This window comes from Aeromicrobium sp. 636 (genome assembly GCF_024433585.1).
Lineage (GTDB): Bacteria > Actinomycetota > Actinomycetes > Propionibacteriales > Nocardioidaceae > Aeromicrobium > Aeromicrobium senzhongii.
In genome coordinates this window covers 646994-661260 of the sequence record NZ_WNJU01000002.1, presented here as the reverse complement: position 1 = coordinate 661260, position 14267 = coordinate 646994, and the positions used below count along the sequence as shown (strand labels likewise).

Below are 14267 nucleotides of genomic sequence, written 5' to 3'. Positions count from 1 at the left end.
GGCGCACCGAGGGCCGCACCCCAGTTCAGACGCGGACGACCAGCACCGCCACCAGCCAGGCGCCCGCGGTCAGCAGGGCACCGGTCAGCTCGACGAGGATCGCGATGCCGGTGGCGCGCAGCGCGTGGCCCGTGGCTCGGCGCGCCGCCGGCTCGTCGCCGAGGCGCTGCAGTTCCGACAGGTACGTGCCGCCGGCGAATCCGACGAAGAGGCCGACGACCGGGATGACGAAGAAGCCGACGACGCCCAGGACCGCACCTACGACGAGGCTGCGGTTCGGGACCCCTCGCCGTTGCAGGTACCGCCCGGCGAGCAGGTACTTCAGCCCCATCGCCGCGAGCGTCAGCACGAGCGCCAGGGCCGCCACCGTCCAGCCGGTGGCCCCACCCGTGACGATCCCCCACACGATGACGGCCCCACCGACGACGAAGCCACCGGGGACGACTTGCACGATCGCGCCGACCAGGCCCAGGACGATGACCAGCGCGATGACCAGGTCGAAGACGACGCCGCTCACGAGAAGGCGCTGATCCCGGTCTCGGACCGACCGATGATCAGCTTCTGGATCTGGCTCGTGCCCTCGTAGAGGGTCATGACCCGCGCGTCGCGCATGTACTTCGCCACCGGGTACTCGTCGACGTACCCGTAGCCGCCGAAGACCTGGATCGCGAGGTTCGCCGCCTTGACGGCCTGCTCGGAGGCGTAGAGCTTCGCCTTGGACGCCTCGACGCTGAAGCGCTCGCCCCGGTCGATCAGGTCGGCGGCACGCCACGTCAGCAGTCGTGCGGCGTCGGCGTCGACCGACATCTCGGCGATCATGTCCTGGACCAGCTGGTACGACGCGATCGGCCGGCCGAACTGCTCGCGGGCGGTGCTGTACTCGACCGACGCCTCGAGGCAGCCCTGGATGATGCCCACGCAGCTGGCGGCGATGCCCACGCGGCCCTTGTCGAGTGAGGTCATGGCGATCCGGAAGCCCTGGCCCTCCTCGCCCAGCAGGGCGTCGGACGGCACGCGCATGCCACTGAAGGACAGCGCCGCGGTCGCCTGTCCGCGCAGACCGAGCTTGCCCTTCACCTCGGTCGCCTCGAACCCGGGTGTGTCCGTCGGGACCAGGAAGGCGGACACGCCCTTGGGTCCGGGACCGCCCGTGCGGGCGAAGACCAGCGCCACGTCGGCCCACGTGCCGTTCGTGATGAAGATCTTGGAGCCGTCGATCACCCACTCGTCGCCGTCACGCACGGCCCGCGTGCGCAGGTTGCCCGCGTCCGAGCCGTTGTCGGGCTCGGTCAGGCCGAAGCAGCCGAGCAACCGGCCCGAGGCGATGCCCGGCAGCCACCGCTGCTTCTGCTCCTCGCTGCCGAACTGCAGGACCGACTTGCCGAACAGGCCCGTCGAGACCGAGACGATGCCCCGGATCGCCGAGTCGGCCCGGCCCAGCTCCTCCATCGCGAGCACGTACGTGACGTAGTCGCCGCCGATGCCGCCGTACTCCTCGGGGATCGTCAGGCCCATGAAGCCGATGTCGCCGAGCTTGGGGATGATCGCGGTGTCGACGGACTCGACCCGGTCCCATTCGGCGCGGTGGGGCACGACCTCGCGGTCGAGGAATTCCCGGGCGAGCGCGCGGAAACCGCGCTGGTCCTCGGTGAGCGTCAGATCCATGGCCCTGATCCTGCCACCGCCCTACGATGCGGCGTATGGCACTTCCCCCTTCTCGGATCCGCGATCCCCGTGACGCCCCCGTCCTGCGCTGGGGCATCCTCGGTGCCGGACACATCGCGGCAGCCATGACCCAGGCGCTGCTCGAGGGCACCGGCCAGCAGGTCGTCGCCATCGGGTCGCGCGACCGTGACCGGGCCCGCCGGTTCGCCCAGAGCTTCGGCGTCGCCGGGTTCCACGGCTCCTACGAGGATCTGGTCGCCGATCCGCAGGTCGACGCGGTGTACGTCGCCACGCCGCACTCGGAGCACCGCGACCACGCGCTGCTGGCCATCGCGGCCGGCAAGCACGTGCTGGTCGAGAAGGCCTTCACCCGCAACGCTCGCGAGGCCGCCGAGGTGCTGACCGCCGCCGAGGCGGCCGGGGTCACCTGCGTCGAGGCGATGTGGTCGCGCTTCCTGCCCGGCTACGACGTGGTGCGCCGGGCCGTCGAGGAGGGCGTGCTGGGCGACGTGCGCGTGGTCCAGGCCGATCACGGCCAGCTGCTGTACCCGGACGGACCCGCGCGGCTCGCGGCCCCCGAGCTCGCCGGCGGCGCGCTGCTCGATCTCGGGGTCTATCCGGTGCACCTCGCCGCCATGCTGCTGCCCCGGATCGAGGCCGTCCGCGCCGTGGGCACCCTGACCCCGCTCGGTGTCGACGAGCACGAGTCCATCGCGCTGCACGGTGCCGACGGTGCGGTCGCGGCACTCACCGCCTGCATGTCGGCCACCACCGCGACCGTCGCGACCATCGCGGGCACGCGGGCCCGGCTCGACCTGGCCGGACCGTTCTACCAACCGACCGCGATCCGCCTGACCGACCCGGCCGGCGAGGTCCTCGAGGTCTGGGAGCCCGAGGTGCACGAGGCCCACCTGGGGCTGCGCTACGAGGCGGTCGAGCTCGCGCGGTGCGTGGCCGACGGACGACGCGAGTCGCCACTGCTGCCCTGGGACGAGACCCGCCGCGTCATGGCGCTCATGGACGAGGTCCGCGCCCAGCTGGGCGTCCTGCTGCCCGGAGAGTGAGTCGCCGCCCCCGGCTCCCGGGGGTGCAGGTCACGGCCAGAGCAACGCCTTGACGGCGCGCCGCTCGTCCATCGCCCGGTACCCCGCGGCGGCGTCCTCGAGCGGGACCTGCAGGTCGAAGACCCGACCCGGATCGATCTCCCGGTTCCAGATCAGGTCGATCAGCTCGGGCAGGAAGCGGCGCACCGGAGCCGGGCCGCCGTGGAGGTGGACCCCGGCCATGAAGAGCGGACCGCCGGGGATCGAGACGTCATGGGAGACGCCCACGAAGCCGACGTGCCCGCCGGGCCGCGTCGACCCGATGGCCTGCATCATCGCCTCCTGGGTGCCCACCGCCTCGATCGTGGAGTGCGCGCCCAAGCCGCCCGTCAGGTCCTTGATCCGTGCCACCGCCGCGTCGCCGCGCTCGGTCACGATGTCGGTGGCACCGAACTCCCGCGCGAGTGCCTGCCGGTCCTCGTGGCGGCTGCAGGCGATGACCCGCTCGGCTCCGAGCCGGCGGGCCGCCAGGATCCCCATCAACCCGACGGCGCCGTCGCCCACGACCGCGACCACGGTGCCGGGACCAGCCTCGGCGGCCACGGCCGCGAACCAGCCGGTCCCCAGCACGTCGGACGCCGTCAGCAACGACGGCAGCAGGTCCTCCTCGGGAACCGCCGGCGTGACCACGAGGGTGCCGTCCGCGAGCGGGATCCGCGCGCGCTCGGCCTGGGTCCCGATCGCCCCCATCGGGACCCGGTGCACGCAGTAGGCCTCGTAGCCGGACCGGCAGATCTCGCAGGTGCCGTCCGAGGCCCAGAACGAGCCGACCACGAAGTCACCGACCCGGATCGTTCTCACGTCCGGACCGACCGCCTCCACGACGCCGACGTACTCGTGGCCCATGACCTGGTCGTGGACGGGCTCGGCCCCGCGGTACGGCCACAGGTCGCTGCCGCACACGCAGGTCGCGGTCACCGCGATGATCGCGTCGGTCGCCTCCTCGATCCGCGGATCGGCCCGTTCCTCCACCCGGACGTCGCCCGGCTGATGCATCACCACTGCCCGCATGTCGCTTCTCCTCGGGGGTTCGGGACGATCCGGCCGCATCGACCGCCTCCCTCCATGGAAACCCCGGACGAGGCGCGCCGCGAACGCTGACCGGTGTCCCGCCGCGCGGGCCCGACCCGCGGGGCGAGCTGACCGATCACCGGTGAACGCCGGACTACGGTGGATCCGATGCGCCTCGACCGATCGTCCCGCCCGGGTGGCTCCGCGCTGGCCGCCGTGGCGGCCCTGGCGGGCGTCGTCGCGATCGCCCGTCCCCTCAGTGCGGTCGACGCCCTGCTGATCGTGACCGTGGTCGCGCTGGCCGTGGCCGGAGTCCACGAGCTGGTCACGGCGCGGACCGCGCGCGACCGGCTGATCGGCGTCCTGCTGGTGACGGCCGCGATCGTGCTGGCCGTGCGCCCCGTGTGGGGAGTCCGCGCCCTCGTGGTCGCACTGGGGGTCGTCCTCATCGGTGAAGGGCTGCTGGCCGTCCATCGACGCCGGTCGTGGTGGGACGTCGCCGGGGGTGTCGGACTCGTCCTGCTGGGACTGCTGGCCCTGGCCTGGCCGGACATCTCGGTCTTCATCGTGGGCGTGCTGCTGGGCGTGCGCCTCCTGCTGGTGGGGTTCCCGGGCCTCGCGCCCGACCTCCCCCGTCCGGTCACGGCGACGGTCGTCCTGACCACCGCGGTCGTGCTGTGCGGCTACACCGTCGTCGTCACGTCCACGGCGCCGGAGCCCGGCCGCTTCTACACGGCGCCGGCCGAGGGACCGCGCTCCCCCGGACTGCTGCTGCGTGCCGAGCCGTTCACCACCGACGTGCCCAGCGGCGCCCGCGCCTGGCGCATCCTCTACAGCACGACCCGCGCGGGCGACGAGCACACGATCGCCAGTGCGGTCGTCGCGGTGCCGCGCGACCAGCTGATGGGGCGCGCCCCGGTCATCGCGTGGGCGCACGGCACGACGGGACTCGAGTCGCGCTGCGCCCCGAGCCTGCGCGCGCGCCACACCGTGGGCGCCGGCGGGATCGCCGCCGTGCACGCCGCGCTCGACCGGGGCTGGGCGGTCGTCGCGCCCGACTATCCCGGGTTGGGCACCGGCGGGGTCCAGCCCTACCTGATCGGCTCGGGCGAGGCGCGCTCGGTGCTGGACGCCGTGCGCGCGGCCCGGCGCATCCCCCAACTGGACCTGGGTCGCCGCACCGTCGTCTGGGGCCACTCCCAAGGTGGCCATGCGGCGTTGTGGACCGCCATGTCGCAGCCGGACTACGCACCGGACGTCAGCCTGTCCGGCGTCGTGGCCGTCTCGCCGGTCAGCAGTCCGACGACCTTCCTGCGCGACCTGCAGCGCCGGCCCGTGGGCACGATCTTCGTCGCCTACGCACTGGCGGCATACGACGCCACCTACGACGACGTCGACACGGGTGACCACGTCCGGGCCAGCGCCCGACTGCCGATCGACCGGATCGCGAGCCGCTGCCTGCGGTCCAAGGCCGCGCAGGTCTCACTGACCCAGGCCCGCGTGATGGCCGATCGCTTCGTCGCGGGTTCCCTGTACGAGGGAGCGCTGGCCCGGCGGTTGAGCGAGAACGACGCGACCGGTGCCATCACGGCCCCCCTGCTGATCGCCCAGGGGGAGAGCGACCGCGTCGTCACGCTGCGCCTGCAGGACGACTACGTGCGTGGCCGGTGTGCCGCCGGACAGTCGCTGGACTACCGGACCTACGCCGGGCGGGGTCACGGCGACCTGTTGAGGGCGACCAGCCCGTTCGTCGACGAGCTGCTCGACTGGACCGCCGACCGGTTCGCCTCGAAGCCCACCACGACCACCTGCTGAACGACCCGGGTCGGCCGCCTCCGCTCAGGGCTGCGGCGCGGGCACGTTCAGCTCGTCGGCCACCGCGGCCTCGATCTCGTGCACGCGGGCGGCGACCTGCTCGCCCAGACCCGAGAGCGCCACGACCGCGCGCCGCTTGTCGGCGGGGTCGATGCGCCGGATCACCAGGGCGTGCTCCACGAGGTGGTCGACGTGCCGGGTCAGGCTGGCCGCCGGCAGGACCGCCAGCTCGGCGAGGTCGGTCATCCGCAGTCCGGGCTGCTCGCGCAGGGCGGCGAGCACCTGCCACTGCTCGAAGGTGACGGCCTGCTCGGAGAGCACCGGGTGCACGGCGCGACGCAGCGCCGCCTCGGCGTGCTTGAGCCGCAGGGTCGCGCCCGTGGGGTGGTGCAGCATCGTGGATCTCCCTCCTGCGGCTCACGATACTGCCGTCTGAAAGCATCCGGAACGACCCTCGTGTCACGTCCGGTTACATCGTCGTGAAGTCGTGTGACGGCCGCGTGACGATTGCCGTCGGCCCCTCGTGACCGCCGCCTCGGGAGCGCAGACTGGGCAGGTGGTCGCCCCCGCCATCGCTGTGCCCGAGCCGCGCTTGCGTGTCGCTTTCGTGGTGCCGTTGCGGGGTCCGACCGGCATCTACGGCCCGTCGTGCCTGGCCTGCGGCCAACTCGCGACGGAGCAACTGAACGCGCACGACGGGATCGCCGGGCGCGAGGTCGAGCTGGTGATCGTCGACGCCGGCCGGCAGCCCGAGGTGGTGGCCGCCGAGGTGGACGCACTGGTCACCTCGGGTGCGGTCGATGCGGTCGCGGGGTGGCACATCTCGGCCGTGCGCCAGGCGATCACGCGCCGCATCGGCGGCCGGGTCGTCTACGCCTACGCCGCGATGCACGAGGGCCGCGACGACACCCCCGGCGTCTTCATGCTGGGCGAGCGGCCGATCAACCAACTGCTGCCGGCGGCCCACTGGATGCGCGAGGAGCTGGGGGTGCGGCGGTGGGCCGTCGTCGGCAACGACTACGTCTTCCCCCGGGTCACCGGCGCGACGGCGCGGCTCGCGCTGCGGGACACGGCGTCGCAGGTCGTCAGCGAGACCTACGTCCCGTTGGGCACCCGGGACTTCGACGGCGTGCTCGAGTCCCTCCGGGGCGCGGAGGCCGACGGTGTCGTCATGCTGCTGATGGGGCAGGACGCCGTGCACTTCAACCGCCAGTTCGCGCGGCGCGGACTCGACGACCGGTTGGCCCGGCTGAGTCCGGCGGTCGAGGAGAACACGCTGCTCGGCGGTGGCGTCAACGCCCACCGCGACCTCTATGCCGCCGCCGCGTACTTCGACGGACTCGACACCGTCGAGAGTCACGCGCTGGCCGCGGACTACCACCGCCGGTTCGGGCCGTGGGCGCCGGCGCTCAACGCCGTCGGTGAGTCCTGCTACGAGGCGATCTGGTTCCTGGGCCGCCTCGGCCGACGGTGCGGTGGTGTGGGCATGGACGCGATCGCAGCGTTCGGGTCGGGCACCTTCTACGACGGGCCTCGCGGCCTCATGCGACTGGACGGGAACCTGCTCGACCAGGACGTCTACCTCGCGAGGGCCGACGGCCTGCAGTTCCGGGTCGAGGAGCAGATCGCCCGCACGAGCTGACGCGCCTGGGCCCATGCCTCGTGCGGCACGGCCAGATGGGCCGCGTCGGCGAGCTGCCGCACCATCGTGCCGCGTCCCTCGAGGTCGAGCCGGGTGCCCTCGGTCGTCGCGGGCAGCCGCTCGCCCACCACCGTGACCGTCCCCATGACGCGCGCACCGAGCAACAACGGGCTCGAGTCCGGACCGACCTGCAGCGACTCGACGAGCACCGGGACGTCACTGGCGCCGAGCAGGACCAGGCCCTGCTCGACCACCCCTGGACGCTCGCCGTGGCGTCCGAGCACGAGCACCTCCCGCAGGGCCAGCCGCGCCTCCCAGCCCAGCCGCACCCTGGTCCGGCGGGCGACCCGGGCCCCCTCGGCGACGACGAAGGGCTCCCCGGCCCACACCAGGCCGGCCGCGGCCTCCACCACGACGTCGACGTCCCAGCGCGCGCACCCGCCGTCCATCGCGTAGGCCACGGTTCCGGCGGGCTCGACCAGCTCGAGGTGGGCGCCCGGGCCCACAGCCACCTCGATCCGGACGGCGTCGCCGGCCAGCAGCAGCGCACCCTCCGGCACGAGGGAGACGCGGGCGCCGTCCTCGTCGGAGCTCAGCAGCATCGGCCGCACGAGCGGTCGGTCCGCCGATCCCGAGCACGCCAGCAGCACCTCGCACCGGCCCCCGGACGCGGGCCGGCGGACCTCGATTCGGGTCAGGCTCGTCGTCTCACACGTGGACGTGGTCGTCATCGGCGCCGTCGTGGGTGTGCGCCGTGCCGTCGGCATGGACGTGGGCCGCCATCGGTCCCGGGTCCTCCGGGACGAGCATCCCCGCCCGGTGCGAGCCGAGCTGCTCGAGCAGCCAGGACGTCAGCGCGCCGACGGCCTCCTCGTCACTGCGCGACAGGGCGATCACGGGGCGTCCCTCCCGGACGGCGCCGGCGTCCGCGACCATCTGCTTCGCGTCGACGCCGACGTACGGAGCCAGATCGGTCTTGTTGACGACGAGCAGGTCGGCGCGGGTGATGCCGGGACCGCCCTTGCGCGCGACGTCGCCACCGCCGGCCACGTCGATCAGGAAGATCTGCGTGTCCACGAGCGCCGGCGAGAACGTGGCGGTCAGGTTGTCGCCTCCGGACTCGACCAGCACGAGATCGAGGGGGGCGAAGTCCTCCTCGATCTCCTCGACGGCCAGCAGGTTCGCCGTGATGTCGTCACGGATCGCGGTGTGCGGGCAGGCACCCGTCTCGACGGCGCGGATCCGCTCGGGATCGAGCACGCCGGCCGAGCGCAGGAAGCGCGCGTCCTCGTCGGTGTAGATGTCGTTCGTGATGACGCCGATCCGCAGCAGGTCGGCCAGCCGCGAGCAGACCAGGGCGATCAGTGAGCTCTTGCCGGTGCCGACGGGTCCGCAGACCCCCACGCGCAGGGATCGGGACGACGGGCTCATGGGTGCTTCAGGCACTGAACAACCTCCTGGTGGTGGCGGCGTGGGCCTGGGCCCACGCCTCGATCCGTGGTGCCCCGGCGGCCGGGATGCCGGCCGGGGTGGTCAGCGGGGCGACGTCGGCGGCGAGCCGGTCGACCCGGGGCAGGGCGGCCAGGACCCAGGCGGCGACCTCGGCCGGGTCGAGCGGCAGCAGCTTGAGCGCGGCGGCCGCGACCGTCTGGACGTCGTCGTAACCCACGAGTCGGGCCAGCGCCCGGGCGTCGAGGCGGGCCGCGTCGGCCGCGGCCCCCAGCACCACGGCGCGCGAGGTCCCGCGCGGCAGCGAGGCGAGGGTGGCGTGTGCGGGCCACAGCCGCGAGACCAACCGCGTCAGGGCGCGACCCATGGACCGCGACGTCGCACGCATCGCCGCGCTCGGCGTCCGCGCGGCCCAGGCCACCTCGACCGCGTCCAGCGACAGTCCCGCCCGCACGTGGTGCAGGGCCACGACGGCCGTGGCCGCCTCGACCCGGGTGACGGTGTCGAGCCGCAGCGCCATGAAGGCGGGCACCTGCGCGGGCGTCAGCCCGGACTCGACGGCGGGCTCGAGCTGGGCCGACTGCGTGTGCCCGGCGGTGGGCAGGCGCGCGTCGGCCAGCAGCATGAGCATCAGATCGGGTGAGGTCATGGCGCTCAGAACAGCGAGTAGAGCTGGGTCAGGGGCAGGGACTCGGCAGGCGCGGGCTGGACCAGCTCTCCGTCGACGTGGATCGCGAAGGTCTCGGGGTCGACGCGGATGTCGGGAAGCGCGTCGTTGTGGATCATGTCGGCCTTCCCGACGTCGCGCGTCGGCTTGAGACCGACCAGGCGGCGGCGCAGGCCCAGCTCGTCGGCCAGGCCGGCATCGATCGCCGCGGGCGAGACGAACGTGACCGCGTGGTCCGCTCCCCCGCTGGCCGGATCGACGAGCGTCGGTCGCATCAGCTGGGGCTGCGGCGTCGGGATGGAGGCGTTCGGATCGCCCAGCGACCCCCACACCAGTGCGCCGGACTTCAGCACGACCTCGGGACGGAAGCCGAAGAACCGCGGGTCCCACAGCACGAGGTCGGCCAGCTTGCCCGGCTCGACCGATCCGATCTCGTCGTCCAGACCGTGCGCGATGGCCGGGTTGATCGTGTACTTCGCGACGTAGCGCTTGGCCCGGACGTTGTCGGCCGGGCCGCCGAGCGATCCGAAGCGGTCCTTCATCACGTGGGCGACCTGCCACGTGCGCGTGACGACCTCGCCGATCCGGCCCATCGCCTGGGCGTCCGACGACGTGATCGACAGGGCGCCGAGGTCGTGCAGCAGGTCCTCTGCGGCGATCGTGGTCGCCCGGATGCGCGACTCGGCGAACGCCAGGTCCTCGGGCACCCGCGGGTTGAGGTGGTGGCAGACCATCAGCATGTCGAGGTGCTCCGCGACCGTGTTGACCGTGTGCGGCAGGGTCGGGTTGGTCGAGCCCGGGATGACGTGCGGCAAGGAGGCGATCGTCAGGATGTCGGGCGCGTGACCACCGCCCGCCCCCTCGGCGTGGAAGGCGTGGATCGAGCGCCCGGCGATCGCGCCGACGGTCGACTCCAGGTAGCCGGCCTCGTTCAGCGAGTCCGAGTGCAGGGCCACCTGCAGCCCGTGCTCGTCGGCGGCCCGCAGCGCGGCGTCGATGGCCGCGGGCGTGGCCCCCCAGTCCTCGTGGACCTTGTAGCTGCCGGCGCCGGCCAGCGCCTGCTCGGCCAGGGCCTCCGCCGACACCGTGTTGCCCTTGCCCATCAGCAGCACGTTCAACGGCAGGGAGTCGAGCGCCCGGTGGATCGTGCGCAGGTGCCACGCGCCCGGCGTGACGGTCGTGGCCTTCGAGCCCTCGGACGGGCCGGTGCCGCCGCCGCCGACCGTCGTGATGCCGGTCGAGAGGGCCTCGAGCAGCTGGGACCGCGAGAGGAAGTGCACGTGGACGTCGATCGCCCCGGCCGTCAGGATCCGACCCTCGCCCGAGATGACGTCCGTCGACGGACCGATCACCAGATCGGGGTGCACCCCGTCGGCGATGTCGGGGTTGCCCGCCCGGCCCAGTGCCACGATCCGCCCGTCGCGGATGCCCACGTCGGCGCGGACGATGCCCGCGTGGTCGAGCACGATCGCGTTCGTGATCACGGTGTCGAGCGCGCCCTGGGCCCTCGTCACGGTCGACTGGGCCATGGACTCGCGAATCGACTTGCCGCCGCCGAAGACGGCCTCCTCGCCACCGAAGGTCAGGTCCTGCTCGATCTCGATCCACAGATCCGTGTCGCCGAGTCGCACCTGGTCGCCGGCCGTCGGGCCGAACAGGGCGGCGTACTCGGTGCGTGAGAGCCTCATCGGTCCTGCACCGCCGCTCGGACCTGGATGCCGGGGACGTGGCGACGCCCGCCCAGGGTCACGAGATCGACCTCGCGCGAGGCACCCGGCTCGAAGCGCCGCGACGTGCCGGCCGGGATGTCGAGCCGGAATCCGCGTGCGGCCTCGCGGTCGAACTCCAAGGCGACGTTCACGTCGGGCAGGTGGATGTGCGAGCCGATCTGGATCGGCCGGTCGCCGGTGTTGAGGACGACCAGGGTGAGCCGCTGCTCGGGCGAGCGGTCGGCGTTGATCTCGAGCGTGCCCTCGGCGACGCGGACGGCCCCCGGGCCGCGTGACACTGAACCCACTGTCGTCTCCTCAGGCGATCGGCTGGTGGATGGTGACGAGCTTGCGCCCGTCGGGGAAGGTCGCCTCGACCTGGACGTCGGACAGCATGTCGACGACCTCGGGCATGACCTGGTCGCGGCTGAGGACGGCTCGGCCGGCGACCATGAGCTCGGGCACGCCCACCCCTTCGCGGGCTCGCTCGATCACCCAGGTCGTCAGCAGCGCGACCGTCTCGGGATGGTTCAGCCGCACGCCGCGCGCGAGCCGGTCGCGTGCCACCATCCCGGCGACGGACAACAGGAGCTTCTCGGTGTCGCCGGGGGTCAGGTGCACGTCAGACCGCCATCGCCGCACGGACGGAGTCGATGGCGTGCGCGCCGCCGTCCCCGCTGGAGGTGATCCGGCCCGACTCGATCACGTGATAGGTGTCCGTCGCGCGCAGCGCGAAGCCGACGTGCTGCTCGACCAGCAGGACCGTGAGGTCCCCACGGTCGGCGAGCCGCGCGATGACCTGCTCGATCTCGTTGACGACGTTGGGCTGGATGCCCTCGGTCGGCTCGTCGAGGATCAGCAGACGCGGCTCGGTGACGAGGGTCCGCGCGATCGCCAGCTGCTGGCGCTGACCGCCCGAGAGCAGCCCTGCCCGCCGGTCGAGCAGACCGGTCAACGCCGGGAACGTGTCCAGCACCTCCTTGACGAGCTCCGGCCCCCGCGCGCGGCCGTCGGCGACCAGCCGCAGGTTCTCGCGGGTGGTCATCTGCGGGAAGCACTGCTGGCCCTGCGGCACGTAGCCCAGCCCTCGCTTGACCCGCTGGCTCGGCCGCAGTCGCGTGACGTCCTCGTCGTCGAGCAGCACGCGACCGCTGCGGGGCACGAGCAGGCCCACGGCCGCGCGCAGCAGCGTGGTCTTGCCGGCGCCGTTGTGCCCCATCAGGCTGGCGGCGCCACCTGACGGCACGGTGAGACTGATGTCGTGGACGACCGTGGTGCGGCCGTACCCGACACTGACGTCCCGGAACTCGAGCTTCACGATGCCTCCTCCTCGTCCTCGACGGCCAGGCCCACGACCGCCAGCTCCTCCTGCGTGGCCACGGCCGCCGCATGCCCCAGGTAGACCTCCTGGACCCTCGGGTCGGCCTGGACCTCGGTGACCGTGCCCTCGGCCAGGACCTTCCCCGCGTGCATCACGGTGACGTGGTCGGCGTAGTTGCGGACGAAGTCCATGTCGTGCTCGATGACGACGATCGTGCGGTCGGCGCCGATCCGGCGCAGCAGGTCGCCGGTCGCGTCGCGCTCCTCGGCGCTCATGCCCGCGACGGGCTCGTCGAGCAGCATGACGCTGGCGTCCTGCACGAGCAGCATGCCGATCTCGAGCCACTGCTTCTGCCCGTGCGCGAGGTAGCCCGCGGGGGCGTCGGCCAGGTGGGTCAGGCCGATCGTGTCCAGGGCCGAGGCGACGTAGTCGGGCACGCCACGGCGCGGCAGGGCCAGGCGCCAGGCCTTGCGGTGGACGCCGCCGGCGATGTCGAGGTTCTGCAGGACCGAGAGCTCCTCGAACACCGTCGCGGTCTGGAAGGTGCGGCCCACTCCGTGCCGCACGATCTTGTGCGACTTCATCGTCAGCAGGTCGGCGCCACGGAAGGTGGCGGTGCCCGTCCCGTCGACCAGTCCCGTGACCGCGTCGACGAGGGTCGTCTTGCCGGCGCCGTTGGGACCGATGAGGAAGTTGAGCACCCCCTGCGTCATGGTCAGGTCGACGCCGTCGACGGCCTTGAAGCCGTCGAAGTCCACCGTGAGCCCGGACAGGACGAGTTGATCGACGGCGCTCATGCCGCCACCTCCACCTGGGTCGGTCGCGCCGTGGACCGGCGTCGGCGGAGCCCGCCGATCTTCTGCGTGAGGGAGGCCAGTCCGCCGGGCAGCAGCAAGATGATGAACACGAACAGGGCACCTTGGAAGTAGGACCAGGCGCCGGGGAACGTCTCCGAAAGCCGGCTCTGGGCGAATCCGACGGCCACCGCGCCGACGGCCGGTCCGAACAGCGCCGCCCGGCCGCCGAGCGCCGCCCCCGCGATGAGGCCGATCGAGGCGACCGCGTCGACGTTCGAGGGCGAGACGATGCCCACGACGGGCACGAACATCGCGCCACCGAGACCGGCCAGGAAGGCGGCGACGACGAAGGCGACGAGCTTGACGTTGGCCGGGTCGGTGCCCAGGAACCGCACCCGCTCCTCGGCGTCGCGCGAGGCGATCAGCAGCTCGCCGAAGCGGCTCGTGTAGAGCAGCGCCATGAGCACCAGCGACAGCACCAGGATCGTCGAGCAGATCTGGAACAGCATGAGCCGGTTCTCGGGCAGGAACAGGTTGTAGCCGAAGAAGGTCGTGAAGTTGTTGAGGCCGTTGAACCCGCCGGTGACCTTGATCTGTCCGATCAGCAAGATCGCGAAGGCGGCCGCGAGCGCCTGGGACAGGATCGCGAAGTACGCCCCCTTGACCCGACGCTTGAGCACCGCGTACCCGATGATCGCGGCGACCAGCGGCGGAACGACCGCGACGACGAACAGCGTGAACGGACCGCTGCGGAACGGCTCCCACCAGCCGGGCATCTGACCGCCCGCGTACAGGCCCATGAAGTCCGGCACGCCGTCGGGACCGGCCTGCTCGAGCTTGAGGTGGAACGCCATCGCGTAGGCGCCGAGCCCGAAGAAGACGCCTTGGCCCAGGACGAGCATCCCGCCGCGGCCCCAGGCCAACCCGATGCCGACCGCCACGATCGCCCAGCACAGGTACTTGGCCAGCAGGTCGAGCCGGAACGGGCTCAGGACCGCCGGGGCGACGGCGAACAGCAGGACGGCGATCAGGGCGATGCCGGCGGCGTTGCGCCACGCGGGGGTGCTGAGTCGATTCACACCGGGTCG

General features: G+C 72.5%; 16 protein-coding genes. 3 read left to right on the top strand and 13 right to left on the bottom strand.

Annotated elements, in window-relative coordinates; all coding sequences use genetic code 11:
* Positions 1-25 precede the first annotated feature (25 nt).
* Positions 26-517, bottom strand: coding sequence for a DUF456 domain-containing protein (locus GL325_RS09870; RefSeq protein ID WP_187411449.1), 492 nt, complete (start codon positions 515-517; stop codon positions 26-28).
* Positions 514-1665, bottom strand: coding sequence for an acyl-CoA dehydrogenase family protein (locus tag GL325_RS09865; RefSeq protein ID WP_187769428.1), 1152 nt, complete (start codon positions 1663-1665; stop codon positions 514-516). Before GL325_RS09865 ends, GL325_RS09870 begins: the two co-directional genes overlap by 4 nt.
* A gap of 35 nt (positions 1666-1700) precedes the next feature.
* On the opposite strand from GL325_RS09865, the gene GL325_RS09860 reads away from it, so the two are divergent.
* Positions 1701-2729, top strand: coding sequence for a Gfo/Idh/MocA family protein (locus GL325_RS09860; protein WP_154596901.1), 1029 nt, complete (start codon positions 1701-1703; stop codon positions 2727-2729).
* Between the two features lie 30 nt (positions 2730-2759).
* Here GL325_RS09860 and GL325_RS09855 read toward each other — a convergent pair whose 3' ends face one another.
* Positions 2760-3779 (bottom strand): zinc-binding dehydrogenase, encoded by a 1020-nt coding sequence (locus GL325_RS09855; RefSeq protein WP_187769427.1) that lies wholly within the window; start codon positions 3777-3779, stop codon positions 2760-2762.
* A gap of 168 nt (positions 3780-3947) precedes the next feature.
* On the opposite strand from GL325_RS09855, the gene GL325_RS09850 reads away from it, so the two are divergent.
* Positions 3948-5594 carry an alpha/beta fold hydrolase gene (locus tag GL325_RS09850; protein ID WP_187769426.1) on the top strand — a complete coding sequence of 549 codons (1647 nt, stop codon included), beginning with the start codon at positions 3948-3950 and terminating at the stop codon, positions 5592-5594.
* 24 nt (positions 5595-5618) lie between these two features.
* Here GL325_RS09850 and GL325_RS09845 read toward each other — a convergent pair whose 3' ends face one another.
* Positions 5619-5990 carry a MarR family winged helix-turn-helix transcriptional regulator gene (locus GL325_RS09845; RefSeq protein WP_187769425.1) on the bottom strand — a complete coding sequence of 124 codons (372 nt, stop codon included), beginning with the start codon at positions 5988-5990 and terminating at the stop codon, positions 5619-5621.
* Between the two features lie 160 nt (positions 5991-6150).
* Here GL325_RS09845 and GL325_RS09840 point away from each other — a divergent pair, with 160 nt between their 5' ends.
* Positions 6151-7236 (top strand): substrate-binding domain-containing protein, encoded by a 1086-nt coding sequence (locus tag GL325_RS09840; RefSeq protein ID WP_255955954.1) that lies wholly within the window; start codon positions 6151-6153, stop codon positions 7234-7236.
* Here GL325_RS09840 and GL325_RS09835 read toward each other — a convergent pair.
* The 9 genes from GL325_RS09835 to urtC are packed head-to-tail and all read right to left on the bottom strand — an operon-like array spanning position 7173 to position 14258.
* The gene (locus tag GL325_RS09835; RefSeq protein ID WP_187769424.1) at positions 7173-7967 is read right to left on the bottom strand and encodes an urease accessory protein UreD; all 795 of its coding nucleotides are present in this window, start codon (positions 7965-7967) and stop codon (positions 7173-7175) included. The genes GL325_RS09840 and GL325_RS09835 overlap by 64 nt on opposite strands.
* Positions 7945-8667 (bottom strand): urease accessory protein UreG, encoded by a 723-nt coding sequence (ureG, locus tag GL325_RS09830; RefSeq protein WP_187769423.1) that lies wholly within the window; start codon positions 8665-8667, stop codon positions 7945-7947. The genes GL325_RS09835 and ureG overlap by 23 nt, the downstream gene beginning before the upstream one ends.
* Positions 8668-8674: 7 nt before the next feature.
* Positions 8675-9334 carry an urease accessory protein UreF gene (locus GL325_RS09825; protein ID WP_187769422.1) on the bottom strand — a complete coding sequence of 220 codons (660 nt, stop codon included), beginning with the start codon at positions 9332-9334 and terminating at the stop codon, positions 8675-8677.
* Between the two features lie 5 nt (positions 9335-9339).
* A complete protein-coding gene (locus GL325_RS09820) occupies positions 9340-11040 on the bottom strand; it encodes an urease subunit alpha (RefSeq protein ID WP_187769421.1) in 1701 nt (566 codons plus the stop codon).
* Positions 11037-11360 carry an urease subunit beta gene (ureB, locus tag GL325_RS09815; protein ID WP_308209239.1) on the bottom strand — a complete coding sequence of 108 codons (324 nt, stop codon included), beginning with the start codon at positions 11358-11360 and terminating at the stop codon, positions 11037-11039. Before ureB ends, GL325_RS09820 begins: the two co-directional genes overlap by 4 nt.
* A 19-nt stretch (positions 11361-11379) precedes the next feature.
* Positions 11380-11682, bottom strand: coding sequence for an urease subunit gamma (locus GL325_RS09810; protein ID WP_187411452.1), 303 nt, complete (start codon positions 11680-11682; stop codon positions 11380-11382).
* 1 nt (position 11683) lies between these two features.
* Entirely contained in the window at positions 11684-12379 is a 696-nt protein-coding gene (gene urtE, locus GL325_RS09805) for an urea ABC transporter ATP-binding subunit UrtE (protein WP_187411453.1), read from the bottom strand.
* Positions 12376-13179: an urea ABC transporter ATP-binding protein UrtD gene (urtD, locus tag GL325_RS09800; RefSeq protein WP_187769419.1), complete on the bottom strand. Its 804-nt coding sequence runs from the start codon at positions 13177-13179 to the stop codon at positions 12376-12378. The genes urtE and urtD overlap by 4 nt, the downstream gene beginning before the upstream one ends.
* On the bottom strand, positions 13176-14258 hold the full coding sequence (gene urtC, locus GL325_RS09795; RefSeq protein ID WP_255955950.1) for an urea ABC transporter permease subunit UrtC: 1083 nt from the start codon (positions 14256-14258) through the stop codon (positions 13176-13178). Before urtC ends, urtD begins: the two co-directional genes overlap by 4 nt.
* Positions 14259-14267 lie beyond the last annotated feature (9 nt).